This window comes from Enterobacter cloacae complex sp. 394F7 (assembly GCF_057320385.1).
Genome location: NZ_JBXWCS010000005.1, coordinates 186,412 through 210,818 on the forward strand (window position 1 = coordinate 186,412; position 24,407 = coordinate 210,818).

Genomic DNA, 24,407 nt, shown 5'->3' on the forward strand with positions numbered 1-24,407 from the left:
TACAAAAATTGTACTCGAATCAAGGGTTAATTATTCTTATCTGAAGTAAGTTTATAGTTATATCAATAAAGATAATAAATACCAGCAGTTTATCTGCTGGTATTTTATAAAAAACTATACAGGATTTACTAGTCCAACACAAACCGTGTAAATACTGCTTTGCTTATCTTTCTGAAAGTCTAAATCTATAATATGATCGATCTTAAGTTGTGGCCATTGAGTTATTGCTTTAGTAAAGCTTGAGTTTTCACATTGCCCTTCTGCATGACCGATAATCAAAGCACCAAATTTCTGAATGTCACTAAACTCGATGTCTTTGTTGTAAATATTAGGTTGGGTATTTTCATCCCAGCGAGTTATGACTTGTGGTCGTGAAGAAGCATAAAAAGTGACCCATTCAGAAAGATAATCGCCTCCAACATACTTGAAAGGAGAATTATAATGTTTCTGCCAAATTGCTTCAACTTTTTGGCTAAAAGTTATTACACCTTGCATTTTATGACCGGAATTGCTGATGTTCAGTGTTAATACTGATATATATCCTATTAGAAAAAGTAAAGCTGTTGCAAATAAAGCTAAAAATGCTTTGCGAAAAGATTGTCCATTATAATTTCTTACGCAAGCGACAATAATAGGAGGTGCTATAATGAAAAAAGGCTGTAGCCACTCTGTTAAACGCCCTCCGTGATGAAAAAGGAACCATAGCCAAATGAAGAATTGTGGTAAGAAAGCGACGTATATAATGACGAGTATAGAAATTTCTGTGGGCCATTTTAAATAGAGTTTATAATGATGTAGAATTAATAGCAAAAACAAAAGTGGGTAAAATATGCTAATTAGTTTTACAATAATTTTAGGATTGAATTGTCTCATGATCTGTGAGTCAACCCAATCTACAGCAGCAAAGTTATGATCCCAAAGCCATAAAATATTAGGAATCACAATGCATACACAGAGAACTATCGCGAGGTAGAAAAAAGTAGAACGATAGCAAGAACGAATTTTTGGCACAACAAGTGTGGCGATGAAAACAGCAAAGACAAATGCAAATGTAGAATATTTAGCCATCATTCCCAATCCAGCTACAAGCGAGAATAATAACCACCACGCCGGATGCCGAGTGATTGAAAAATAAAAAAATAAAAACATCCATGGCCACAGCATAATAAGTAAATAATTATCATTGTAACTTATTATGTCGAAATTTATAATACCAGATAGGTTTAAAGTTAATAATGCTAGCCATGCCAATTTTTCGTTACCACTTAGGTATTTTGCTAAATACCAACAACCAAGCATGCCTATAGCAATTGCAGCAAAATGCGTACTATACCAATATAGGCTCATAGGAAACTCAGTGAGCCATAAAGTCGGTCTCCATATCATACCAACTAACCATGGATTCTTAGGCGAACCCCAATGAGCATTTTGTGCCCAATTGAGAGCCTCAATCGCGTCATAAGGAACAGTTGGATCAAGCCAAGTAGTAGCAATTGTCCAAAAAATAGCATATAGGCTAACCCAAGAGAATAAATATAATCGTTTCATCACTTCTCTATATTTTTAAACAAAATGATAATATTGAATAAAATAACATCATTAGTTAAAGGTAAAATTATTGATAGTCTTAATAAGCTAATAGAATTAGTACGTAAACACTCAGCAGTTTTTTGTAATTCTTACAAGTGATGCTTTATGAATATGTTCTTCATCCGATGAAAATGAAACTACTCCTCTAATTGATTTTCCAAAAATAAGAACACCAGTGCTTAACACTTCGTCAACTGAATCAAGGTCATATTCGTTTTGATCCGTTGTATAAGCTTTAAAGCAGTGTTCAGATAAATCTATAGAGTCCTTACTGAGCTGTGTAACTATCAATTCAAAACTTTTTATAAATAAATGTTTATCTCCTACTGTTATAGCCCATCGGGACTTTTCAGTTGCATGAATAGCAACAGAGTCTAAGTTATTGGCTTGAATAGGCAAGCTGACCATGGATAACATATTTATAAATAGGAATGCATATAATTTCATCATTTTATTTAAGCATATAGTGATAGTGGGTTATGTACTGTTCTTGTTATTTTTTATAGTACAAGATCATAGTTAAACTAAAGTTAAATAGAATTCTTCTTGCAAAAAATAATCACGAGAAATATCTGAAGGATTTGCATATTTAGATTTTCGTAATTGAGTGGTGATAGATAGATTGAATGAAGAAAAAGGACACTGCTTTAAAAGTCATGTTGAAGGGAATATTGTGTTGCTCACATGTATTTTAACAATGAGATTTTAGTGCCACGATAAAATTTACTTTGTGTGGTCTATTTAGTAAACTATTTTGTTATAATGTCGATAATGATTTTTTGAGATTAAGTGCTATAATTATAATTGGTTTATAAAATTACTGTGTAATAAAAAGGTATACAAATGAATAAAATCCATTTTGAAGAAAAGCTTGAGAAATCATTGTCACTTATGAAGGAAAGGAACATGTGGGAGTTAAATTATGCACCACCATTATATAAAAGGTTATGGAAAAAAGGTTATCAAATCCCGCCACCTCCATTTGCATCCGTATGGCTAAATACATTAATATTTGGGATGTATTTTTCGATTGTATGGGGTGGGCTTTTGTTAGCCTTGCTATTATTACTTGATATCTTCGAGGTTAAAATATTTCTAATGTATTCTTTCTCGGCAGGTATTCTTTTTGGTATATCAATGAGTATTTACCATTTATGGCGCAGAGTGGTAAATCAATTGCCTGAATGGGACGATTTATAATGGGTTGTAGATAATATTTGGATATGCAGTTACTTAGGTAGCGAAAATACACTGCATATCCTTTTTTAAACCAATAACTTGTATTTGACTTTTTTATAATATTAAATCATCGTCGACCATTACATCTCTGACAAATCGAACAGGATAAGTCATTTCAATAGTATGGCCATCAATATAATGATTGATCATGTCAAATGTATAATACAAGTAAGGTATGCTTTGAATTTGCGTTGAACTCCAATAAGGCGATGCTCCTTCACCATTATCTTGGGGTATGTCAAAATATGATTTGAAAAGGTCATTTTTAAGACAGCTATTTGAAGATAGTAAGGATAATTCCTCGATATTTGGCAGTCTCCACCCATTCCCTTGTTTTGTTGCTTCTCCAAAAGCTGTACTCAAAGTAAGGGGAGTTGGTTCTCCAGTACATCCATTCTCTTTATTCCATTGCATGCCGAAAGTGCAAGCCTGCCATTCTAGGTTGTTTTTAATATCTATCACTGTCGAATTTTCGGTGATGAAATCACACTGAGCATATGTAGACAAACTACTCATAGCTAATGATAAATAGATGAAGATTTTCATTGTTTTCATGATGAAATTTAAGCCATCACAATGAAGTGATGGCTACAGTTAAGTTTATTTAAGGTTATCAATTGCGATTCTTGAAGCTTCTGCGATTACTTTATCCTCATGCTTGGCTTCTTTTTCGTTTTTTGTAGTGTATACAGAAATTATAAGAGGAGCTCGGTTCTTTGGCCAGACTACCGCATAATCATTTGCCGTACCGTATGCACCGCAACTACCAGTTTTATCGCCAACTACCCAATCGCTTGGTACGCTAGCACGAATACGCGCTGCACCGGTTGTGTTACCCTTTAACCATGTCTGATAGGTTTCCTTTTCACGCTCATTGAGTATGTTACCCAGTGCAAGGGTTTTCAGGCTCTTAGCTACTGCTGCAGGTGTAGATGTGTCACGTTCATCGCCAGGAATAGCTGTGTTTAGATCTAACTCCCAACGATCGAGTCTAAAATCTTTATCTCCAATCGACCGCATGAATTTAGTCATACCCTCAGGACCACCGATATATCGTTCAAGGATAATATTAGTAGCACCATTGTCGCTATATTGTAAAGCTGCAGCAGCCATATCACCTAATGACATTCCATTATCTTTATATTTAGTTGTGATGGGTGAATGGAACTCTAAACTTCTTGTATTATAATTCACGATCTGATTAAGATTTAGTTGATTATCTTGAGAGCCTTTTAATACAGCAGCAGCTAAAAAACCTTTGAAAGAACTACATAATGGAAATCGTTCATTTGCTTTGTATGAAAATGATTTGCCTGAGCCAGTGTCTAAAGCGTAGACACCAATTCTACCATTGAAATCTGTTTCAAGGTCTTTAATCTCATCGATGCCCTTTGTATTGGCCTGTGAGAAAAATGATATTGAAACTAAACAAGAGCTAAACAAGATGGCTATTCTACTTGGTTTTACATTAAGTGACATGGTTTTACCTTATATACAATTTTCTATATTAACTAGGACATGGCGGGTATTAACTTTCAACAGAGGGCGATTATACAGTTGTTATTTTTTCTTTGAAGCAATATAATTTTTATACAGCCATAACTTTTTCTTTGGGTTACTATGCGTGCCAGATTACCTTTAAATGCATTACGAGCTTTTGAAGCTTCTGCAAGATATCTAAATTTTACTAAAGCCGGACTAGAGCTTCATGTAAGCCAGGCCGCCGTAAGCCAGCAGGTAAGAACACTTGAACAGATGCTTGGTGTGGCTCTTTTTACAAGAGTACCGCGTGGGTTACAGTTGACAGACGAAGGCCTGCATCTTTTGCCTTCGATTACAGAAGCTTTGCAGATGATGAGTTCTGCCATGGATAAATTCCATGAAGGTAAGATTAAAGAAGTGCTTACTATTGCTGTCGTTGGGACTTTTGCAATAGGTTGGCTTCTTCCTCGGATTACTGAGTTCCTTAATGAAAATCCATGGATTGATATTAGAATTTTAACGCATAATAACGTTGTCAATCTAGCTGCAGAAGGTATTGATGCATCTATTAGATTTGGATCAGGCGGCTGGATTAATACGGAAAATATTTTACTCTTTCAGGCGCCGCATACAGTATTATGTTCCCCGGAAACATCCAAGAAACTGTGCATTCCATCAGACTTAAAAAAAGTTTGCTTACTGCGCTCCTATCGAAAGGATGAATGGAATAATTGGTTTAAAGCTGCTGGGATCGACTCTTGGACTGTTAACGGGCCTATCTTTGATTCTACCAGACATATGATAGATGCTGTAAAATTAGGTGATTATGCAGCATTAGTTCCTTATCATATGTTTCAAAAAGAATTAAATGAGCGCTCCGTAGCAAAACCTTTTGAAATTTATGCCACGCTTGGCGGTTATTGGCTGACTTTACAGAAATCTCGGGTTAATCATAATAGTGAAGCACTTAATGTTTTTAAGGAATGGATTATCGAGCATAGCAGAGAGTTTGTACTTAAATCCTAATCTCTGCTAAAGATATATCAATGCTTATTATTTAAGTAATCGTACCAAAAACTTCTCTTACCTTTATAATTGACTGTTGTAAGACATCTGATGATATGCCGGCTAATTTTTTTTGAATCAATGTTTAAGATTTCACTAACTTGATAATAATCAAGCTGTAAATAAAAATAGTAATAAAGAACTTTTAATCCTAAGAAGTGATGTTTTTTAAATCTCATAAATGATTCAACATATAAACTTCTTAAAACGTTATCTATAGACAAGGTTTCACTTTGAAAGTGAAAAGTAGAGGTTTCATTAAACATTAATGAAATCAAGTCACGATATTTTTTATCATAAATTACAATTAGTTTATAGTGTTTTGAAATAGATAAAATATCTATAAAGTCAATAAACTCCTCTTTTGTATAAACTAATGCATCGCTACGCGATATTCCATCGTATATACCCAATGATAAATAGCTGTTATCACTAAAGATTAAAATTAAGTTTTGTTTATTGTTCATGTAAATTTGTAAGCTTATAAGATTATTTATAGGTTGTGTAAATTTTTTCAGTTTATGTAAATTACAAGTAAAATTTTTGCGAGAGAAATGCTCCTTATGAATTTTATAACTTTTGTTTTATGATGCTATCATTAAATTTATTATTCAAAACTATTAAATGTTAAACGCTTGCTAAACGAATGCATTATTGCATAACAATTAATTGTAGTTTTTAACTTTTTGTTTATGATGCTTCAAGGGAAAATTGTTTTTAATAAAATGTGTATATCATAAACTTTTTAAAGATAATGCTATGTTAGAAAAGAAGAGCGTTTTTTTTAATCATAAGAATTTAATTCTTATTACAGTTATTTTAATGTATCTACCCGTATCTTTAGATGCTACTATTCTACATGTTGCAACGCCATCATTAGCTTTAGATCTTAAAGCTTCTTCCAAGGAAGTTTTATGGATTATAGATATCTATTCGTTGGTTATGGCATGTCTTTTGCTGCCAATGGGGGTACTAGCAGATAAAATTGGTTTCAAAAAGATATCTCTGATTGGCGTGTTATTATTTTGTGTTGCATCATGTTTAGCATATATATCTTCTAATACCATCATGTTAATTTGCGCAAGAACTTTATTGGCCATTGGGGCTGCAATGATCATTCCAGCAACCCTCTTGGCATTAAGACTATCTTTCGTTAAGCCAAAAGAGCGTGCTGTTGCACTCGGCGTATGGTCCGCTATAGGCACTGGTGGAGCTGCATTCGGTCCATTTGTAGGTGGGCTTTTAATAGAAAATTATTCGTGGAACTCAGTCTTTTTTATCAATATTCCTATTTGCTTCATTGTTTTTTTTATGTTAGTGAGTCTTAGAGAATATAAAGTATTAAACACTTCTAAAATTATTAATTTACTAGATCCTTTGCTTTTGATGTTTTCTATATTAATGATTGTGTTAGGTGTTAAAAACTTAGGGGCTTCTGAAGAGTTTATTAAATATTTATCATTCATTATTTTGGGACTAGTTTTGCTATTGATATTTTGGAAAAGGCAGATAAAGCATGTTCATCCAATGATTGATATTGAGCTCTTCAAACATAAGCCTATATTAGCGGGGCTAATACTTGCGTTTATCGCTATGGCCACGCTGGTTGGATTCGAATTTTTTGTTTCTCAGGAATTACAATTAGCATTTGGGTTATCACCTTTTCAAGCTGGATTATTTCTATTTCCATTTATTATAGCGAGCTCTATATCTGGTCCTTTCGTTGGTTTCACACTTACATGGTTAGGAGTTAAAAAAATTGGATTTTATGGTGTTTTATTAAGCTCGTTATGTTTCTTTTTCATGGCGTTTATGGACTTTAGTTCTAATGGATGGGAGGTTTGGGTTACAATGATTATATTGGGGTTTTGCATAGAAGCAGCTCTAATCTCCTCTACATATGTAATTATGAATGCCGCAAAAAAAGAGAAAGCGGGGGAAGCTGGAGCAATTGAGGGAATGGCGTATGAACTTGGAGCAGGAACTGGTATCATATTATTCGGAATGATTATGTCGGCTTCATTCACAGCCAATCTGTCTGTTGATTTTCTTGCTGATATCAAACAAGCTCCTCCATTATCATTAAGTGAGGCGATCAGTATTGCAGATCTATTACCTAACTGGCAAGGACAAGAATTGATTCATGCTTCAAAAATTGCCTTTCTAAATTCTCACGGTAATGTAATGCTTGTTGCAGCGATTTTGTTAATTTTATTATCATTTATTATTTCACATTTACTTAAAGAGTATTCGGACACTCATGAATAGTTTTTTATGTACTACTTTAATCATTATGTGCGTACATTAGCTAAGAGATTGAAATGTTTTATTGAGAACTTCCAATGCATAGAGGTACATCTAATATCAAAGCCAATTTAGTTAGACATTCATCTCGACTTAGTTCTAAGAATATCGGTCTGATTAGTATTTTTATTGGTTTTTAGATGTTAATTATTAGCTGTTGTTGACTAACTTAAGCTATGCTTTATTTATTTTTTATACGCTAATTATAAACTAAAGGTTTGGTATTACATAATGCATATTCTAGAACAATATCTCCGAACAGTGTTATTGCAGGAAGATAGAATCACAGATTATGAAAGGGAACAACACCCCTATAACATTCCAGCTTTGAAAAATTTTCATTGTATGGATCTGCATCCGCGGGTAACTTTTCTCATGGGAGAAAATGGTAGTGGAAAATCAACTTTGGTTGAAGCTATTGCAATAGCCGCAGGATATAATGCAGAAGGAGGGTCACGTAATTTTAACTTTCATTCAAATGAAAGTCATTCTTCACTTCATCATGCAATTCGACTAGTAAGAGGAGTAAGGCGACCAAAAGATGGATTCTTTTTCAGAGCTGAAAGTTTTTATAATGTTGCAACAGAGATTGATAGTTTAGGTGTGCAAGGAGCCTATGGTGGACGTTCCCTTCACGAACAATCGCACGGGGAATCTTTTATGTCATTATTATTGAACCGCTTTGCACCGAATGGCCTGTATATTTTAGATGAACCTGAGGCAGCTTTATCACCTACCAGACAAATGGCTGCGCTCGCTCATATCCATCGCTTGGCTCAGAGCAATTCACAATTTATAATAGCAACCCATTCTCCTATACTAATGTCATATCCAGATTCGAAAATATTGCATTTTAGTGAAAACGGGATTGAATCTATTAAATTAGAGAATACAGAACATTACATTGTGACTCGTCGGTTTGTAAATAATCCTCAAGCTATCTTAAATGAGCTCTTAGACTATGATTAAAAGGCGTTTGTTGAAAAGGAACATAAACAATTGCTTAGTACCTTTTAATGTGTTTTTTTAAACGGTAAATTAACAATATAACATTAGTAAATAGAGATAATAACTCATTGAATACGATTGCTATTCTCGAATTCTTTTTTATCGTTAGTTATGATAGCTGTTTTCTTATGTTTTGAACACGGAATTAATTAACTATCATTTCTATTCCTATTTTTGTGTCGTTATTTTATAAATGATAAATTACGGGAGGGTTATATTATCTTTATATCCAAAATAACCATTTTTATAATCATACAAAATGTCATATCTATTTAAAAAATTGAATCCTGTATTAACGAATATTTGTTGCCTTGTCGTGTTTAAAAATATCTCTTTGGGAGAAATGTTTGTTTTGTGTCCCCCGGTAATAATTTCATATTCTATTCCTTCTGCTAGTTTAATATTTAATGTTGTTCCGTTAGGTAATTGCCCACCATTAACACTATAGTTAGGTATTGTTAAAAACATACTTTTTACTCCTGTATCAATAAGGACAGTACCACATTGATACCCTTGCCAACCAGTTATTTTGATACAAGCTGGCGGTGCGATCCATTCGTGTTTATTTTCATTTGAAGGTTGTAATTTAATAAAGGAAAATCCTTTGGCTGTATCCTTATTAATTCCAACATATATGCCATTGCGCGTTAGTGTATATCCATTGTTGCTTCCTGATTTTGTATTTAAAAGGGGGTTTGTATTTGGAGTGCTTTCGCTCTGCAAGCTACTTTCTCGATCAAAACCGATGCCCATCATTGATACATGCTCAGGGTTTAGTTCAGGTTTACAATTTCTTGCCTTAGCAAGGCACTGGATTTCGTTAACAGCCAATACTGGGATAATATTCGTAGATACGAATTTTTCCCCATCACCAATTGTGAGAGTAGTATTGAGCCAAGAACCTATCATAATACGTCCGGAACTATTGTACGTGATTTTACCTGGTCTAGCTGATAAATTATTTGCATTTGGTATTGCTGAAGATGAAATCACTAAACCTGTAGAGCCAGTATCAACTACTACCTCTCGTTCAGCACCGTCAGGAAATGAGACAAACAACTTCGGCGCAGTCTCATCACCACTTAAATTGTCGTTGTTTATAAATTTTAAATATACTGAATCATTGTTTTCTGAAAAAATCGGCTTACTTATTTCTGCATCAGATACTGCAGCATAAGAAGCTATTCCAAAAGGAAGAATTACACAAATAATGGCTAGGATGTTTACTTTTATCGCTACTGGGTGTATTTGCATGTTAACGGCCTATAAAGATTCAGAAAAAACGTGAAGTTTGTACCATGTATTATGCATGATATATCGCGTCCTTTTTCAATATTCTTATCCTATACAAATATTCAAAGTAGCAGACATCTAATTTTTTTCAAGAGAAATTCAAAAACAAAGTATGTGTGATCTCGATCTGATTTTTCGATTATACAATGTAATTTTTTAGGTGCGTCTTGACATAATAGTACTAATAACTAATATTTAATATTACTGAATCTAATACTGTGCAAGTGTTATTTTCTGTCGATTAAAAAATAGTTTGCTCTAACCCGTTACGCGTAAAGTTTAAAGTGCCGATTTTTCTTCTATGAAATTATTACCTACTACTACAATACTTGGAGTAATCGAATGAAACTCGCAAAATATTTCTGCTGTTTTATGGTAATGTTTAATACTACTGTATTTGCTGCTGAGGAAATTGATGCGGAAAATGCAAGTAAATATACCAAAATTGGAACGTTATCAGTGACTGAAGATGGTTTTACAATGTCTGACGATGATCTTTCGCAAAAGGTTGATGAAAAGGGAGGAAAGTACTACGTTATTACTTCGAAGGAAGGAAAAGAAGAGCATAAGACTATTAACGCTGACATCTACAAGTGATGCCTTAGAAGGTGGCGATTGTTTTTGCCACCTTCATTGATAGTCTTAAAAAATGAATTAACCAATTCCAATTTTATATTTTTTTTTCGTGGCGTGCGGCATTGTGTGAATGTTTGTATTTTATTTGTGCTTTCTATTTGTTTGTCAAATGATTAGATGATTCTTGTTGTTTTTGTTATTTTTTTTTTTAGTTCTTAAATTGTTGCTTCCAATCAAATTGTTTTTCCTGTGTATGCTGAAAATACTAAGAATGTGGTACATGGTTGTATGAAGTTTATGTTGTTTTGGAATTTAAGATTCAAACGGTGTTGATGTTCGATTAGGTTGACTTTATATATTTCGATAAATTAGTAAGTTACAGCCGAATAAAGGCTGGGAAACATATAATACGATCAACTTAGTGTGGCATAGAATAGATTAATTAAACCAGATATGAACTGCAGCAATGTTAATCATAAACTATGAATAATGGTTTATTAGGCAAGCCTGCGAATACCCGCTGCGTTCAGCTCTCTGAAACCAACCTGTGCATGATCTTTGGCTCGCCTCTGCGCCCGAAGGTCTGCTCCGGGCTGCAGCCCTCCGCAGAGATGTGCGGCAACACGCGCGCGCAGGCGATGACGTACCTGCTTAATCTGGAAGCACTCACCGCACCTTAAACGTCTTTAATTCTTGTCAGGCACGCTATCGTCAGGGTGCACATCACCAGCGCAATCCAGAACACCGTGTGATAGTTCCAGATTTCAGCCACCACGCCGGCCATTGAGCCTGCGATAATCCAGCCCACGCGGGTGGTATTAGTATAAAGGGTGGTGGCAGAGCCTGCCTGGCCCGGCATCAGATCCTGGAAATAGAGCATGCCAATTCCGGCGAGTATGCCGATATAGATGGCGTTCAGCAGCTGTAAAGCCAGCAGCAGCCCCGGCGTATGAACCGTCAGCATTCCAACATAGAACAGTAGCCCGGCGACGGCGGCGATACGCATCAGAAAACGTTTCCCGAAACGCTTCGCGTAATAGCCAGCAATCAGCATGGTGGGGATTTCAAGCCCGGCCGCGGTCCCCATCATGATGCCAGCAAGCTTCTCGGGCAGATGCAGCTCATCAATAATAAACAGCGGCATATTAATGATATACAGGCTGTTTGTGCCCCACATCAGCGTACAGATAATAAAGAGGAGCAGGGCGTCACGACGGTTACGACGCGGTGCCTCCAGCACGCCTGTTGCCACTTTTGGCTCTTTACGCATCGACGGCAGAAAGAACCACACCATGGCGCCACACACCACAAAGGCCACTGCCGCACTCAGGTACATCACCGTAAAGCCAAACCCCATCGCCAGCGCGTAAGCCAGCGGCGGGCCAATAACCCACGCCAGCGATACTTGCGCACGCAGAATAGAGCTGAACATCACCGCTTCTCGCCCGGTATGGTCGGCATGCTCACGGGCAAGGGCGAACATCTGCGGATTCGCCGTTGAACCGAAACTGCTCAGAAACACCCCGATAAACAGCAGAACAAAATAGTTGCGGTTCCAGGCAAACAGGACACAGGCGAACACCCCCAGCAGACAGCAAAAGACGATCAGGCTTTTACGATCGCCTTTTTTATCTGAACGCCCCGCCAGAAACTGGCTCACCAGGATGCCGATAATGGCGCTTCCGGTAAAGAAGAAGCCCACCATCGCCGGGCGCGCATGGACTTCATTGGTCAGGAACAGGCTCAGCGTAGGGGTCTGCAGCGCACCGGCGATGCCGGTCAGGAAGGCAACAATTAAAAATGCCGTTGAGGTGAAATCAAAGGGCTTCGGCGAGACGGCGGCGGGCGTGTTATGCATGTTTCACAGTCGGTGAGTTTCCAGGAGACGCGGAGTGTACGTCGCGAGTCAGAAAATAAACAGAGGGTGAGGTCAATTTCGCCACGAATAATCAAAATGGCATTTCATATTCGCGCGCAGCTGACCTTAGCTGAAACTGATTTGCTGACCGTCAGCAAAATTCAGCTGAACGAGGAAGAAATGTGCTGCATCTCTAAATTCTGCAATCAGAAATGTAACTTTCCTTGCAACGTCTTGCAGAAAGCGCAAGACTTTTTGAAACGTTTCAGCGCTATCTTGTTTTAACAAACGGAGCAGGCTAGCGCATTTTTTCTCAGTGAAGCTGAAACGATTCACTTTCAGCAGGAGAGGAGAACCATGTTCCAGTTATCTGTACAGGATATCCACCCGGGCGCTCAGGCCGGGAACAAAGAAGAGGCCATTCGCCAGGTTGCCGCTGCCCTTGTGCAGGCCGGCAATGTAGCTGAAGGCTACGTCAACGGCATGCTGGCGCGTGAGCAGCAGACCTCGACCTTCCTCGGCAATGGCATCGCCATTCCGCACGGCACCACAGACACCCGCGATCAGGTGCTGAAAACCGGCGTTAAGGTTTATCAGTTCCCGCAGGGCGTTGTATGGGGCGAGGGGCAGGTGGCTTACGTGGCCATCGGTATCGCGGCCAGCAGCGACGAGCACTTAGGTTTGCTGCGTCAGCTGACGCATGTGCTGAGCGATGACGCCGTGGCCGAGCAGTTGAAATCCGCCACCACCGCTGAAGAGCTGCGCGCTCTGCTGATGGGCGAAAAACAGAGCGAAGCGCTGAAACTGGATAACGATACGCTGACGCTGGACGTTGCCGCGACCGATCTGGTGACGCTGCAGGCCCTGAATGCCGGACGCCTGAAAGAAGCCGGGGCAGCAGACGCTACCTTTGTTACCCGCGTCATTAACGATAAGCCTCTCAATCTGGGCCAGGGTATCTGGCTGAACGACAGTGCTGAAGGCAACCTGCGGAGCGCTATCGCGGTGAGCCGTGCCGCAAGCGCCTTTGACGTAGACGGTGAAAGCGCTGCACTGCTGGTGACCGTCGCCATGACCGATGACCAACCGGTTGCCGTGCTGAAGCGTCTGGGCGATCTGCTGCTGAACAACAAAGCTGAAAAACTGCTGAACGCGGATGCCGCCACCGTGCTGGCTCTGCTGACCAGTGATGATGCGCTGACGGATGACGTGCTGAGCGCAGAGTTCGTTGTACGTAACGAGCACGGTCTGCATGCCCGTCCGGGCACCATGCTGGTGAATACCATTAAACAATTTGAAAGTGAGATCACCGTGGCTAACCTGGATGGCACGGACAAAGCGGCCAATGGTCGTAGTCTGATGAAAGTTGTCGCGCTGGGCGTGAAGAAGGGTCACCGTCTGCGTTTCACCGCGCAGGGTGCGGATGCTGAACAGGCGCTGAAAGCGATTGGCGATGCCATCGCGGCGGGTCTGGGGGAGGGCGCATAATGAGCAGACGTGTTGCGACTATTACGCTGAACCCGGCTTATGACCTGGTGGGGTTTTGCCCGGAGATTGAGCGCGGCGAAGTAAACCTCGTGCGTACCACTGGCCTGCATGCTGCGGGCAAAGGGATTAACGTCGCGAAAGTGCTCAAGGATCTCGGTATCGATGTCACCGTGGGGGGATTCCTCGGTAAAGATAACCAGGATGGTTTCCAGCAGCTGTTCAGCGAGCTGGGCATTGCTAACCGTTTCCAGGTCGTTCAGGGCCGTACCCGTATCAACGTCAAACTGACGGAGAAAGACGGGGAAGTGACCGATCTGAACTTCTCTGGCTTTGAAGTGACGCCGTCTGACTGGGAGCGTTTTGTTAACGATTCTCTGACCTGGCTGGGCCAGTTCGACATGGTGTGCGTCAGCGGCAGTCTGCCATCTGGCGTAAGCCCGGAAGCCTTCACCGACTGGATGACGCGCCTGCGCAGCCAGTGCCCGTGCATCATCTTTGACAGCAGCCGTGATGCGCTGGTCGCCGGCCTGAAAGCGTCCCCGTGGCTGGTGAAGCCTAATCGCCGTGAACTGGAGATCTGGGCTGGCCGGAAGCTGCCAGAATTAAAAGATGTGATTGACGCTGCCCATGCGCTGCGCGAGCAGGGTATCGCTCACGTGGTGATTTCGCTTGGTGCAGAAGGGGCGTTGTGGGTTAACGCGTCTGGTGAATGGATCGCCAAACCGCCGTCGGTTGACGTTGTCAGCACCGTTGGCGCCGGGGATTCGATGGTTGGCGGTCTGATCTATGGCCTGCTGATGCGCGAATCCAGTGAACATACTTTACGTCTTGCCACCGCCGTTGCAGCCCTGGCCGTGAGTCAGAGCAATGTCGGCATTACCGATCGTACCCAGTTAGCCGCGATGATGGCGCGCGTTGACTTAAAACCTTTTAACTAACAGCAGGAGAGGAATAATGAAAACGCTGCTGATTATTGACTCCGGTCTCGGACAGGCTCGCGCCTATATGGCGAAGACCCTGCTGGGAGCGGCGGCGAACAAAGCACATCTGGAAATGACCGATAACCCGGGCGACGCTGAACTGGCGATTGTGCTGGGTGATAAGGTCCCGGCTGACAGCGCGCTGAACGGCAAAAAAGTGTGGCTGGGCGATATTAATCGCGCGGTGGCACATCCGGAACTGTTCCTGAGCGAAGCGAAAGGCCACGCGTCTGTCTACAGCGCACCGGCTGCGGCAGCACCGGTTGCTGCCACGGGTCCGAAACGTATTGTGGCGGTAACAGCTTGTCCGACGGGCGTCGCGCATACCTTTATGGCGGCTGAAGCGATTGAAACCGAAGCGAAAAAACGCGGCTGGTGGGTAAAAGTTGAAACCCGTGGCTCGGTGGGTGCGGGCAATGCCATCACCCCGGAAGAAGTGGCGGAAGCCGATCTGGTGATCGTTGCGGCGGATATCGAAGTGGATCTGGCGAAATTCGCGGGTAAACCGATGTACCGCACCTCTACCGGCCTGGCGCTGAAAAAGACCGCGCAGGAGTTTGATAAAGCGCTGGTGGAAGCCCAGCCTTATCAGGCAACCGGTGCGGCTAAACCGGCTACCGAAGGGAAAAAAGAATCCGCGGGCGCCTATCGTCACCTGCTGACCGGTGTGTCTTATATGCTGCCGATGGTGGTGGCGGGCGGTCTGTGTATCGCACTGTCATTCGCGTTTGGTATCACCGCATTTAAAGAAGAAGGAACGCTGGCTGCGGCGTTAATGCAGATTGGTGGCGGCTCCGCGTTCGCGCTGATGGTGCCGGTGCTGGCAGGCTTTATCGCCTTCTCCATCGCTGACCGTCCGGGCCTGACGCCGGGTCTTATCGGCGGTATGCTGGCCGTGAGCACCGGTTCCGGCTTTATTGGCGGTATCATCGCCGGTTTCCTGGCGGGTTACGTCGCGAAGCTTATCAGCTCGAAGCTGAAGCTGCCGCAAAGTATGGAAGCCCTGAAACCGATTCTGATCATTCCGCTGATTTCCAGCCTGGTGGTCGGTCTGGCGATGATTTACCTGATTGGTAAGCCGGTTGCAGGTATCCTGGCGGGTCTGACCCACTGGCTGCAAACCATGGGCACGGCAAACGCGGTGCTGTTGGGTGCTATCCTCGGTGGCATGATGTGTACCGACATGGGTGGTCCGGTAAACAAAGCGGCCTATGCATTCGGTGTTGGCCTGCTGAGTACCCAGACCTACGCGCCAATGGCAGCCATTATGGCAGCCGGTATGGTGCCACCGCTGGCGCTCGGCCTGGCAACGATTATTGCGCGTCGTAAATTCGACAAAGCGCAGCAGGAAGGCGGCAAAGCGGCACTGGTACTGGGCCTGTGCTTTATCACCGAAGGGGCGATTCCTTTCGCTGCCCGTGACCCAATGCGTGTTCTGCCTTGCTGTATCGTTGGCGGCGCGGTGACCGGGGCTATCTCAATGGCGATTGGCGCGAAGCTGATGGCACCGCACGGTGGTCTGTTCGTTCTGCTGATCCCAGGTGCTATCACCCCGGTACTGGGTTACCTGCTGGCGATTGTTGCCGGTACGCTGGTGGCGGGGCTCTCTTACGCGGTGCTGAAACGCCCTGAAGCGGAAGCGGTGGCAAAAGCAGCCTAAAAGTGGTGTCGGGTGGCGGTTTCGCCTTACCCGACCTATAAAAAAGCCGGACGCTTAACGCGATCCGGCTTTTTTTATGCCGCCTGTTCAGCGGTCTGCTGTGCCTTCAGCCAGGCGATCTCTTCCGCCCAGATATCCGGATTGATGGTTTCCAGCACCATGGGGATACCATCGAAACGGGCGTCCTGCATGATAAAGCGGAACGCATCATGGCCAATATTACCTTCACCCAGGCTGTGGTGACGGTCTACGCGGCTGCCAAAGGCGCTTTTGGCATCGTTTAAGTGCATTCCGCGCAGATACTTAAAGCCCACCACGCGTTCGAACTCATCAAAGGTGTTTTTCGTGGCCTCGGTTGTGCGCAGGTCGTAACCGGCTGCAAATGCGTGACAGGTATCGATACATACGCCCACGCGGGATTTATCTTCCACGCCGTCGATGATGGCAGCCAGATGTTCAAACTTAAAGCCGAGGTTGCTGCCCTGACCGGCGGTATTCTCGATCACCGCGGTAACCCCCTGGGTTTTATCCAGCGTGATGTTAATGGACTCCGCAATGCGTGCCAGGCAGGCCTCTTCGTCTATCTGCATCAGATGGCTACCCGGATGGAAGTTCAGCAGCGTCAGCCCAAGCTGCTCGCAGCGCTGGACTTCATCCAGAAACGCTTCGCGGGACTTCTCCAGCGCTTCCTGAACCGGATGACCGAGGTTGATCAGATAGCTGTCGTGGGGAAGGATTTGACCCGGCCCGTAGTGGTACTTCTCACAGGCGGCTTTGAAATCATCTATGACATCAGCGGTAAGCGGCGCGGCGCGCCACTGGCGCTGGTTTTTGGTGAACAGGGCGAAAGCGGTCGCCTCAATTTCGGCGGCGCGAATGGCGGCATTCGCAAGGCCACCGGCAGCGCTGACGTGCGCTCCAACGTATTTCATAAAGGGACTCCTGTTAACCCGAAATGCGTATCATAACGGGTTAACAGGGGAAGGATGTAGTGGTTTATGCCATCAGGCTGTGGACCACGAGGTTAATCGCGCCGCCACCCACAATCAGCCAGATGAAGAGCACCAGCGCCATCAGCAGCGGTTTCGCACCGGCTTTTTTCAGCGCGCTGACGTGCGTGGTCACCCCCAGCGCCGCCATCGCCATCGCCAGCAGCACGGTATCCAGCGTCACCAGCATATCGACCACCGCTTTTGGCAGCAGGTGGAAGGAGTTGAAAATCGCCACCACGATAAACAGGATCGCAAACCACGGTATGGTGATTTTACTCTTCTGATTACCACCCGCGGGCGCAAGCTGTTTCACGCGGGCGGCCAGGATAATCAGGAAGGGTGCCAGCATCATGACGCGCAGCATTTTAGCAATCACCGCAGCGTTTTCTGCTTCCGGGTTAATGGCATGACCCGCCGCCACGACCTGCGCCACTTCATGCATGGTTGAGCCAATGTAGATGCCATAGGTTTCCGGGCTAAACCAGTGGGCAACCAGCGGATACATGGCCGGGTAGAGGAAAATTGCCAGCGTACCGAAGATCACCACGGTCGCGACCGCCACCGTAACTTTGCTGGATTCCGCCTTGACCACAGGTTCGGTTGCCAGTACCGCCGCCGCACCGCAAATACTGCTCCCGGCACCGATCAGCCAGCTGGTCTGTTTATCCAGGCCAAATATTTTCTGCCCGATAAAGCAGGCCAGTAAAAAGGTGCTGGTCAGGGTCAGGACGTCAATGGCGATACCGCTAATGCCGACATCCGCAATCTGTGAAAAGGTGAGGCGAAAGCCGTAAAGAATGATCCCGAGGCGCAGCAGATGCTGCTTGGCAAAAATAACGCCGCCATCACAGGACTTCCAGATGTGCGGGTAAACGGTGTTACCCACGACCATGCCGAGCAGGATCGCCAGCGTTAAGGCGCTAAAACCGGCACCGGCGACGGCGGGAATGCTGCCGCCCCATAATGCCACACCGGTGACGACCGCGCTGAGCGCAAGACCCGGCACGAAGTGCCACAATGTACGATGATGCTGTAAGGTGATTTCTGACATAACCTTCTCCTTTGTCTGGCTAAAGGTTACGGCGCGCTGGTTTAAAAATAAAATTGATTATATACTTATAATCAATCTATATAAGTGGTAAGCAACCATGCACATTACTTTGCGTCAGCTGGAAGTTTTTGCCGAAGTGCTGAAAAGCGGGTCGACGACCCAGGCCTCGCAGATGCTTTCGCTTTCCCAGTCTGCGGTCAGCGCCGCGTTAACCGATCTTGAGGGCCAGTTGGGCGTGCAGCTCTTCGACAGGGTAGGGAAGCGGCTGGTGGTTAACGAACATGGCCGCCTGCTTTATCCCCGCGCGCTGGCGCTGCTGGAACAGGCAACGGAAATTGAACAACTCTTCCGGGAAGAGAACGGTGCCATCCGCGTGTATGCCAGCAGCACCATCGGGAACTATATCTTGCCGGAAGTGATTGCCCGCTATCGCCGGGATTTCCCGACCCTGCCGCTGGAGATGAGCGTGGGGAACAGTCAGGATGTGATTAATGCGGTAATCGATTTTCGCGTGGATATCGGTCTTATCGAAGGGCCATGCCATAACGTCGATATCATTGCGGAACCCTGGCTGGAAGATGAGCTGGTGGTCTTCGCCTCACCCGCCTCGTCGTTATTGCAGGGTGAAGTAACCCTGGAACGTCTGGCGCAGGCGCAGTGGATCCTGCGTGAGCAGGGCTCCGGCACGCGGGAAATTGTTGATTATCTGCTGCTCTCCCATTTGCCGCATTTCCAGCTGGGGATGGAGCTGGGCAACTCAGAGGCAATCAAGCATGCGGTGCGACATGGCCTTGGGATCAGCTGCCTTTCACGACGGGTCATTATTGAACAGCTTGAGGCCGGAACGCTGGTTGAAGTTCCGCTTCCGCTGCCCAAACTGGTGCGCACGTTGTGGTGTATTCACCATCGTCAGAAACATCTTTCCAGCTCGCTGCAGCGTTTTCTGCGCTATTGCGCCATGTAAAAGCGCCCCTCACCCCAATGGGGAGAGGGAAAAATTATGCTTTACTTATAATCCTGGCCGAGTCATGAAGCTCTCTTATAACTCAGTATTTCTGCCGGAAGGAACGCGGATCGTCTGCTACAATCGCGCCTCATTTATTAGATGGACAGCATTTTCACATGGTTTCAGAAACTAAAACCACAGAAGCGCCCGCGCTACGCCGCGAACTCAAGGCGCGTCACCTGACGATGATCGCCATCGGCGGCTCAATCGGTACAGGTCTTTTCGTTGCCTCCGGGGCAACCATTTCGGCAGCCGGCCCGGGTGGGGCACTTTTCTCTTATATCCTGATTGGCCTGATGGTCTACTTCCTGATGACCAGCCTGGGCGAACTGGCCGCGTACATGCCGGTATCCGGTTCGTTTTCGACCTACGGTCAGAAATACGTTGAAGAAGGCTTCGGCTTCGCGCTGGGCTGGAACTACTGGTACAACTGGGCGGTCACCATCGCCGTTGACCTTGTCGCCGCACAGCTGGTTATGACCTGGTGGTTCCCGGACACGCCAGGCTGGATCTGGAGTGCGTTGTTCCTCGCGGTCATCTTCCTGCTGAACTACATCTCCGTTCGCGGCTTTGGCGAAGCGGAATACTGGTTCTCTTTGATCAAAGTGGCAACCGTCATCATCTTTATCGTCGTCGGTGTGGCGATGATCGTTGGTATTTTCAAAGGGGCGGAACCGGCCGGGTGGAGCAACTGGACGATTGGCGATGCGCCGTTTGCCGGTGGTTTCTCGGCGATGATTGGCGTGGCGATGATTGTTGGCTTCTCCTTCCAGGGCACCGAGCTGATTGGTATTGCTGCCGGTGAGTCTGAAAACCCGGAGAAGAACATTCCGCGCGCGGTGCGTCAGGTATTCTGGCGTATTCTGCTGTTCTATGTGTTCGCGATCCTGATTATCAGCCTGATTATCCCATACACTGACCCAAGCCTGCTGCGAAACGATGTCAAAGACATCAGCGTCAGCCCGTTCACGCTGGTCTTCCAGCATGCCGGTCTGCTCTCTGCGGCGGCGGTGATGAACGCCGTTATCCTGACAGCGGTGCTGTCTGCGGGTAACTCCGGTATGTACGCCTCAACCCGTATGCTCTATACCCTGGCCTGTGACGGTAAAGCGCCGCGTATTTTCGCGAAACTGTCTCGTGGTGGTGTGCCGCGTAACGCGCTGTATGCCACAACGGTCATTGCTGGTCTGTGCTTCCTGACCTCCATGTTCGGTAACCAGACGGTCTACCTGTGGCTGCTCAACACCTCAGGTATGACGGGCTTTATTGCCTGGCTGGGGATTGCCATCAGCCACTACCGCTTCCGTCGCGGCTATGTGATGCAGGGACACGATCTGAACAACCTGCCGTACCGTTCCGGGTTCTTCCCGCTGGGGCCGATTTTCGCCTTCATTCTGTGTCTGATTATCACCCTGGGCCAGAACTATGAAGCGTTCCTGGCGGACACCATTGACTGGGGCGCCGTAACGGCCACCTACATTGGTATTCCGCTGTTCCTGGTGATCTGGTTTGGTTACAAGCTGATGAAAGGAACGCACTTCGTTCGCTACAGTGAAATGGAATTCCCTGAACGATTTAACAAATAAACCGCACTTCCTCTCTTTTAGCCCGCTCATTTGAGCGGGCTTTTTTATGGGGGATTAGAAGCTGTACGTCATGCCGACGGTATAGCGGCGGCCGTCGAGTACGGTGTCGTAGGTATCGTAATCAATCTGCTTATCAAGCACGTTGTAAACGCCTGCGGTGACCAGCAGGTTTTTATTCGCGTTATAGCGCAGACCGACATCAACCTGGGTGTAGGACGGTGTGCCCTGAGACATTGAGGTACGGCTCAGGTATTCAGACGTTTTACCGCGCAGGTTCAGACGGCTCCAGAACCCGACATCCGGCGTGGCCTGCCAGTCAAGGGTGGTGTTGAACATGTGCTTCGGCATTTTGTTCAGCGGCTTGCCAGAGAATTGGCCACTTTTCTGCTCCGATTCCGTGTAGGTGTAGTTGGCGGTCCAGTTCACATCACGGGTAATCTTCCAGCCGAAGGTGGATTCCACACCGCGCATGTTCGCTTTGTCCACATTGACGCGGTCGCTGACGAAATCATAGGTGTGATTACCAATGGTGCAGGCAGGATCGGCGCTGCTGTTACAGCGGCGCACTTCGGTGATCTTATCCTTGAAGTCGGTATTGAACAGCGTCACTCCGGCATTCAGATTGTCGCTGTTATCCCAGAGCAGGGCGATCTCTTCGCTCAGGCTCTTCTCCGGTTTCAGATCCGGATTGCCGACAATGATGCCATCAAGACGTCCACCGCCCGTTACCTGGCCCCAGCTGGCTGAAGACTGACGCAGATCCGGCGCACGGTAGCCAGCGGAGACGCCACCTTTTAGCGTCCACTGATCGGCCAGATGCCACACGCCATAGCCGCGTGGCGTCCAGTTGGTGCCGTAGTTTTGGTCTTTATCCATCCGCAGACCACCGGTCAGCGTAAAGCTGTCGGTCATCGCCCATTCATCTTCGGCAAATAGCGCCCAGCTCCAGCGCGTCAGTTTGTTGAGCCCATCAGCGGCTTGCAGCTGGTTGCCGTTATCGCGCAGTTTCTCATAACGATACTGCCCGCCGAGGGTCAATGTATGGTCACCCAGGAAGATCTGGTTCTGATTGTTGAACGTCGTGTTCCAGGATCGCATGTCGCGATCCGGGTTGTTGGTCTCTTCCTGCTGAATGTAGCTGGTGGTATTGAAGTCGTTGTAATAGCCGTTATGGGTTAATGCGTACGTCGTATGCTCGTAGCGCGTCTCACTCTTTGTGTTCGGTTTGCAGGTGTTGCCGCGGCAGGTTTCTGTCGCTTTGGACATGCCTGGCGTGCTGTTTCTGTCCTGAAGTTCACGGGCAAAATCGAGATCGAAATCATTCTGCTCGTCCGGGGTAAAGTTCAGCGTAATGCCACCGTTACGCATCTTCTGCTCGTTATACCCGTTGACGATTTTATCTTCCGCGCGGCGTGACAGCAGTCCCGTCACTTTTGCCCCCAGCAGGCCGTCAATCAGTGGGCCCGAGGCATAGGCGTTGGTCTGGAAAATATCGCCGGAATCATTGTTTTCCTGGAACGTGGCATCGCCATGTAAAGAGCCGGTCCAGGCTTTGGTATTCGACACTTTTTTGGTGATCACGTTGATCACACCGCCCATGGCGTCCGAGCCATACAGCGATGACATCGGGCCGCGGATCACTTCGATGCGTTCGATGGACTCCAGCGGCGGCAGCCAGCCTTGTTCAATACCCGCGTTATCGCTGTTTGGTCGCGTGCTGCGGGTACTGATACGTTTGCCGTTGACCAGGAACAGTGTGTACTGGGAAGCCATGCCGCGAATGCTGATATCGCTGCTGCTGCCCCCACCGGTGACGACCACGCCCGGTACATCTTTCAGCGCATCGGTGACGTCGCGGTACGCTTTGTCTTCAATTTGCTGTTTCGAAATTACGGATATCGAGGCGGGGGCATTCTGGATCTTTTGTTCAAACCCGGTGGCAGTGACGACAACGGTGTCCTGTTCGGCTGCGTGAACGACGTGGGAAAGTGTGGCGATGCCAACGGCGATAGCCAGTGCCTTAACGCGAGGTATAGTCATTTTGTACATTCCGTATAAATGAAAAAAACTCCATCGGGATAACCCTGATAACGCTATGTCTTTGTCTTGTAAAAACGCTTTGTGATGGAGAAGAGGCTCGAATTGTACAAAAGAATGTAGATTTGTAAACACAAATGATAATCGAAATCATTTGTGTTTGATGTGAAGGGCAGACTACTGAGGTGATTCACTCCGATGGCAGGGTATGCCCGGCACGCAGAGCGTCACCGGGCGAGAAGGGGATTTACCCGAACAAATGCTCCGCATGGAAGCGGAGGTGATCCTCAATAAAGGATGCAATGAAATAGTAGCTGTGGTCATATCCGGGCTGAATACGCAGCGTCAGCGGCCAGTCTTTCTGACGTGCGGCTTCAGCCAGCACGGCAGGCTGTAGTTGCCCGGCCAGGAACTGATCCGCATCACCTTGATCAACAAGCATCGGGATCGCATTTCCAGGCCGGCTCGCCAGCATCAGGGCACAGCTGTCCCACTCCTGCCAGCGTTGTGCGTCATCACCCAGATAGTTCGTGAAGGCTTTCTGCCCCCACGGTACCTGGGTGGGGTTCACTATTGGCGCAAACGCGGAAACGCTGGTGTATCTGCCAGGATTTTTTAGCGCCATGATCAACGCGCCGTGCCCACCCATGGAATGCCCGCTGATGGCACACCGGTTGCTTACTGCAAACTCACGCTGGATCAGGGCTGGCAGCTCGTCGGCAATATAGTCGTACATGCGGTAATGGCTCGCCCACGGCTGCTCTGTGGCGTTCAGATAGAACCCGGCCCCTTTGCCCAGATCATATCCGGCATCGTCCGCCACCTCATCGCCACGAGGGCTGGTGTCTGGCATCACCAGGGCGATACCCAGCTCGGCCGCCACACGCTGCGCGCCTGCTTTGGTGGTGAAATTCTCATCGTTACAGGTTAATCCCGAGAGCCAGAACAGAACCGGGGGCTTAACACCCTCTTCAGTGGGCGGCAGGAAAATGCTGAACGTCATGGCACAGTTCAGGACAGTGGAGTCGTGGCGCCAGCGCTGCTGTCGACCTTCAAAACAACGATGCTCTTCGAGCAGTTCCATGCAGGGCTCCTTAATGCGAATTGCTATTCATTCAACCCATAATACAGAGTTTTCATTTACCTGTGAGCAACTTTCACTTTCGCAAGACAGCGAGATCCTGCATCATAA

22 protein-coding genes are annotated in these 24,407 nt (G+C 45.9%); 11 read left to right on the forward strand and 11 right to left on the reverse strand.

The window, feature by feature from the left end:
- Positions 1-114 precede the first annotated feature (114 nt).
- Positions 115-1,548: a glycosyltransferase family 39 protein gene (locus AC2FAK_RS09780; protein ID WP_061097606.1), complete on the reverse strand. Its 1,434-nt coding sequence runs from the start codon at positions 1,546-1,548 to the stop codon at positions 115-117.
- 111 nt (positions 1,549-1,659) lie between these two features.
- Entirely contained in the window at positions 1,660-2,040 is a 381-nt protein-coding gene (locus AC2FAK_RS09785; RefSeq protein WP_080347310.1) for a DUF4354 family protein, read from the reverse strand.
- A 393-nt stretch (positions 2,041-2,433) separates the two neighbouring features.
- Between AC2FAK_RS09785 and AC2FAK_RS09790 the strand changes: the two genes are divergently transcribed.
- Positions 2,434-2,790, forward strand: a complete 357-nt coding sequence (locus AC2FAK_RS09790) for a DUF6404 family protein (RefSeq protein ID WP_053073499.1) — start codon at positions 2,434-2,436, stop codon at positions 2,788-2,790.
- A gap of 93 nt (positions 2,791-2,883) precedes the next feature.
- On the opposite strand, the gene AC2FAK_RS09795 is transcribed toward AC2FAK_RS09790, so the two are convergent.
- Both AC2FAK_RS09795 and AC2FAK_RS09800 read right to left on the reverse strand, forming a co-directional pair.
- Positions 2,884-3,384 (reverse strand): Lcl domain-containing protein, encoded by a 501-nt coding sequence (locus AC2FAK_RS09795; protein ID WP_080347309.1) that lies wholly within the window; start codon positions 3,382-3,384, stop codon positions 2,884-2,886.
- A gap of 45 nt (positions 3,385-3,429) precedes the next feature.
- Complete coding sequence (locus AC2FAK_RS09800; protein WP_053073497.1) at positions 3,430-4,308, reverse strand: carbapenem-hydrolyzing class A beta-lactamase IMI-1; 879 nt, start codon at positions 4,306-4,308, stop codon at positions 3,430-3,432.
- A 141-nt stretch (positions 4,309-4,449) separates the two neighbouring features.
- Between AC2FAK_RS09800 and imiR the strand changes: the two genes are divergently transcribed.
- A complete protein-coding gene (gene imiR / locus AC2FAK_RS09805; RefSeq protein WP_048224141.1) occupies positions 4,450-5,337 on the forward strand; it encodes a LysR family transcriptional regulator ImiR/NmcR in 888 nt (295 codons plus the stop codon).
- Positions 5,338-5,354: 17 nt separating this feature from the next.
- Here imiR and AC2FAK_RS09810 read toward each other — a convergent pair whose 3' ends face one another.
- Positions 5,355-5,843 carry a hypothetical protein gene (locus AC2FAK_RS09810; protein WP_127353396.1) on the reverse strand — a complete coding sequence of 163 codons (489 nt, stop codon included), beginning with the start codon at positions 5,841-5,843 and terminating at the stop codon, positions 5,355-5,357.
- 292 nt (positions 5,844-6,135) lie between these two features.
- Between AC2FAK_RS09810 and AC2FAK_RS09815 the strand changes: the two genes are divergently transcribed.
- Positions 6,136-7,644: an MFS transporter gene (locus AC2FAK_RS09815; RefSeq protein WP_095455017.1), complete on the forward strand. Its 1,509-nt coding sequence runs from the start codon at positions 6,136-6,138 to the stop codon at positions 7,642-7,644.
- Positions 7,645-7,911: 267 nt separating this feature from the next.
- Positions 7,912-8,649, forward strand: coding sequence for an AAA family ATPase (locus tag AC2FAK_RS09820; RefSeq protein WP_095428251.1), 738 nt, complete (start codon positions 7,912-7,914; stop codon positions 8,647-8,649).
- Positions 8,650-8,889: 240 nt separating this feature from the next.
- On the opposite strand, the gene AC2FAK_RS09825 is transcribed toward AC2FAK_RS09820, so the two are convergent.
- The gene (locus tag AC2FAK_RS09825) at positions 8,890-9,942 is read right to left on the reverse strand and encodes a hypothetical protein (RefSeq protein ID WP_141236765.1); all 1,053 of its coding nucleotides are present in this window, start codon (positions 9,940-9,942) and stop codon (positions 8,890-8,892) included.
- Positions 9,943-10,323: 381 nt separating this feature from the next.
- On the opposite strand from AC2FAK_RS09825, the gene AC2FAK_RS09830 reads away from it, so the two are divergent.
- Together AC2FAK_RS09830 and AC2FAK_RS09835 are read left to right on the forward strand one after the other, a co-directional pair.
- Positions 10,324-10,578: a YdgH/BhsA/McbA family protein gene (locus AC2FAK_RS09830; RefSeq protein WP_048224133.1), complete on the forward strand. Its 255-nt coding sequence runs from the start codon at positions 10,324-10,326 to the stop codon at positions 10,576-10,578.
- Between the two features lie 461 nt (positions 10,579-11,039).
- Positions 11,040-11,237 (forward strand): Fe-S-cluster oxidoreductase, encoded by a 198-nt coding sequence (locus tag AC2FAK_RS09835; protein ID WP_095427705.1) that lies wholly within the window; start codon positions 11,040-11,042, stop codon positions 11,235-11,237.
- On the opposite strand, the gene setB is transcribed toward AC2FAK_RS09835, so the two are convergent.
- The gene (gene setB, locus AC2FAK_RS09840) at positions 11,234-12,415 is read right to left on the reverse strand and encodes a sugar efflux transporter SetB (RefSeq protein ID WP_013097970.1); all 1,182 of its coding nucleotides are present in this window, start codon (positions 12,413-12,415) and stop codon (positions 11,234-11,236) included. The two genes, AC2FAK_RS09835 and setB, sit on opposite strands and share 4 nt — an antisense overlap.
- 357 nt (positions 12,416-12,772) lie before the next feature.
- Here setB and fruB point away from each other — a divergent pair, with 357 nt between their 5' ends.
- The 3 genes from fruB to fruA are packed head-to-tail and all read left to right on the forward strand — an operon-like array spanning position 12,773 to position 16,543.
- Positions 12,773-13,903 carry a fused PTS fructose transporter subunit IIA/HPr protein gene (fruB, locus tag AC2FAK_RS09845; protein ID WP_095455015.1) on the forward strand — a complete coding sequence of 377 codons (1,131 nt, stop codon included), beginning with the start codon at positions 12,773-12,775 and terminating at the stop codon, positions 13,901-13,903.
- Positions 13,903-14,841: a 1-phosphofructokinase gene (fruK, locus tag AC2FAK_RS09850; protein ID WP_014170919.1), complete on the forward strand. Its 939-nt coding sequence runs from the start codon at positions 13,903-13,905 to the stop codon at positions 14,839-14,841. Before fruB ends, fruK begins: the two co-directional genes overlap by 1 nt.
- A 16-nt stretch (positions 14,842-14,857) precedes the next feature.
- On the forward strand, positions 14,858-16,543 hold the full coding sequence (gene fruA, locus AC2FAK_RS09855; RefSeq protein WP_023619758.1) for a PTS fructose transporter subunit IIBC: 1,686 nt from the start codon (positions 14,858-14,860) through the stop codon (positions 16,541-16,543).
- 74 nt (positions 16,544-16,617) lie between these two features.
- On the opposite strand, the gene nfo is transcribed toward fruA, so the two are convergent.
- Positions 16,618-17,475 carry a deoxyribonuclease IV gene (gene nfo, locus AC2FAK_RS09860; RefSeq protein ID WP_013097964.1) on the reverse strand — a complete coding sequence of 286 codons (858 nt, stop codon included), beginning with the start codon at positions 17,473-17,475 and terminating at the stop codon, positions 16,618-16,620.
- Between the two features lie 64 nt (positions 17,476-17,539).
- A complete protein-coding gene (locus tag AC2FAK_RS09865) occupies positions 17,540-18,586 on the reverse strand; it encodes a YeiH family protein (RefSeq protein ID WP_013097963.1) in 1,047 nt (348 codons plus the stop codon).
- A 97-nt stretch (positions 18,587-18,683) separates the two neighbouring features.
- Here AC2FAK_RS09865 and yieE point away from each other — a divergent pair, with 97 nt between their 5' ends.
- The gene (gene yieE, locus AC2FAK_RS09870) at positions 18,684-19,550 is read left to right on the forward strand and encodes a DNA-binding transcriptional regulator YeiE (RefSeq protein ID WP_029883079.1); all 867 of its coding nucleotides are present in this window, start codon (positions 18,684-18,686) and stop codon (positions 19,548-19,550) included.
- Positions 19,551-19,708: 158 nt separating this feature from the next.
- Positions 19,709-21,178 (forward strand): amino acid permease, encoded by a 1,470-nt coding sequence (locus tag AC2FAK_RS09875; RefSeq protein ID WP_013097961.1) that lies wholly within the window; start codon positions 19,709-19,711, stop codon positions 21,176-21,178.
- A 54-nt stretch (positions 21,179-21,232) separates the two neighbouring features.
- On the opposite strand, the gene AC2FAK_RS09880 is transcribed toward AC2FAK_RS09875, so the two are convergent.
- Together AC2FAK_RS09880 and fghA are read right to left on the reverse strand one after the other, a co-directional pair.
- Entirely contained in the window at positions 21,233-23,218 is a 1,986-nt protein-coding gene (locus tag AC2FAK_RS09880; protein ID WP_095455062.1) for a ligand-gated channel protein, read from the reverse strand.
- A gap of 244 nt (positions 23,219-23,462) precedes the next feature.
- Positions 23,463-24,299, reverse strand: coding sequence for an S-formylglutathione hydrolase (gene fghA / locus AC2FAK_RS09885; protein ID WP_095455014.1), 837 nt, complete (start codon positions 24,297-24,299; stop codon positions 23,463-23,465).
- Between the last annotated feature and the right edge of the window lie 108 nt (positions 24,300-24,407).

Coding starts and splice junctions, on each gene's coding strand:
- AC2FAK_RS09780 (WP_061097606.1), bottom strand. CDS start 1,548: ATGAAACGATTATATTTATTCTCTTGGGTTAGCCTATATGCTATTTTT.
- AC2FAK_RS09785 (WP_080347310.1), bottom strand. CDS start 2,040: ATGATGAAATTATATGCATTCCTATTTATAAATATGTTATCCATGGTC.
- AC2FAK_RS09790 (WP_053073499.1), top strand. CDS start 2,434: ATGAATAAAATCCATTTTGAAGAAAAGCTTGAGAAATCATTGTCACTT.
- AC2FAK_RS09795 (WP_080347309.1), bottom strand. CDS start 3,384: ATGAAAACAATGAAAATCTTCATCTATTTATCATTAGCTATGAGTAGT.
- AC2FAK_RS09800 (WP_053073497.1), bottom strand. CDS start 4,308: ATGTCACTTAATGTAAAACCAAGTAGAATAGCCATCTTGTTTAGCTCT.
- imiR (WP_048224141.1), top strand. CDS start 4,450: ATGCGTGCCAGATTACCTTTAAATGCATTACGAGCTTTTGAAGCTTCT.
- AC2FAK_RS09810 (WP_127353396.1), bottom strand. CDS start 5,843: ATGAACAATAAACAAAACTTAATTTTAATCTTTAGTGATAACAGCTAT.
- AC2FAK_RS09815 (WP_095455017.1), top strand. CDS start 6,136: ATGTTAGAAAAGAAGAGCGTTTTTTTTAATCATAAGAATTTAATTCTT.
- AC2FAK_RS09820 (WP_095428251.1), top strand. CDS start 7,912: ATGCATATTCTAGAACAATATCTCCGAACAGTGTTATTGCAGGAAGAT.
- AC2FAK_RS09825 (WP_141236765.1), bottom strand. CDS start 9,942: ATGCAAATACACCCAGTAGCGATAAAAGTAAACATCCTAGCCATTATT.
- AC2FAK_RS09830 (WP_048224133.1), top strand. CDS start 10,324: ATGAAACTCGCAAAATATTTCTGCTGTTTTATGGTAATGTTTAATACT.
- AC2FAK_RS09835 (WP_095427705.1), top strand. CDS start 11,040: ATGAATAATGGTTTATTAGGCAAGCCTGCGAATACCCGCTGCGTTCAG.
- setB (WP_013097970.1), bottom strand. CDS start 12,415: ATGCATAACACGCCCGCCGCCGTCTCGCCGAAGCCCTTTGATTTCACC.
- fruB (WP_095455015.1), top strand. CDS start 12,773: ATGTTCCAGTTATCTGTACAGGATATCCACCCGGGCGCTCAGGCCGGG.
- fruK (WP_014170919.1), top strand. CDS start 13,903: ATGAGCAGACGTGTTGCGACTATTACGCTGAACCCGGCTTATGACCTG.
- fruA (WP_023619758.1), top strand. CDS start 14,858: ATGAAAACGCTGCTGATTATTGACTCCGGTCTCGGACAGGCTCGCGCC.
- nfo (WP_013097964.1), bottom strand. CDS start 17,475: ATGAAATACGTTGGAGCGCACGTCAGCGCTGCCGGTGGCCTTGCGAAT.
- AC2FAK_RS09865 (WP_013097963.1), bottom strand. CDS start 18,586: ATGTCAGAAATCACCTTACAGCATCATCGTACATTGTGGCACTTCGTG.
- yieE (WP_029883079.1), top strand. CDS start 18,684: ATGCACATTACTTTGCGTCAGCTGGAAGTTTTTGCCGAAGTGCTGAAA.
- AC2FAK_RS09875 (WP_013097961.1), top strand. CDS start 19,709: ATGGTTTCAGAAACTAAAACCACAGAAGCGCCCGCGCTACGCCGCGAA.
- AC2FAK_RS09880 (WP_095455062.1), bottom strand. CDS start 23,218: ATGACTATACCTCGCGTTAAGGCACTGGCTATCGCCGTTGGCATCGCC.
- fghA (WP_095455014.1), bottom strand. CDS start 24,299: ATGGAACTGCTCGAAGAGCATCGTTGTTTTGAAGGTCGACAGCAGCGC.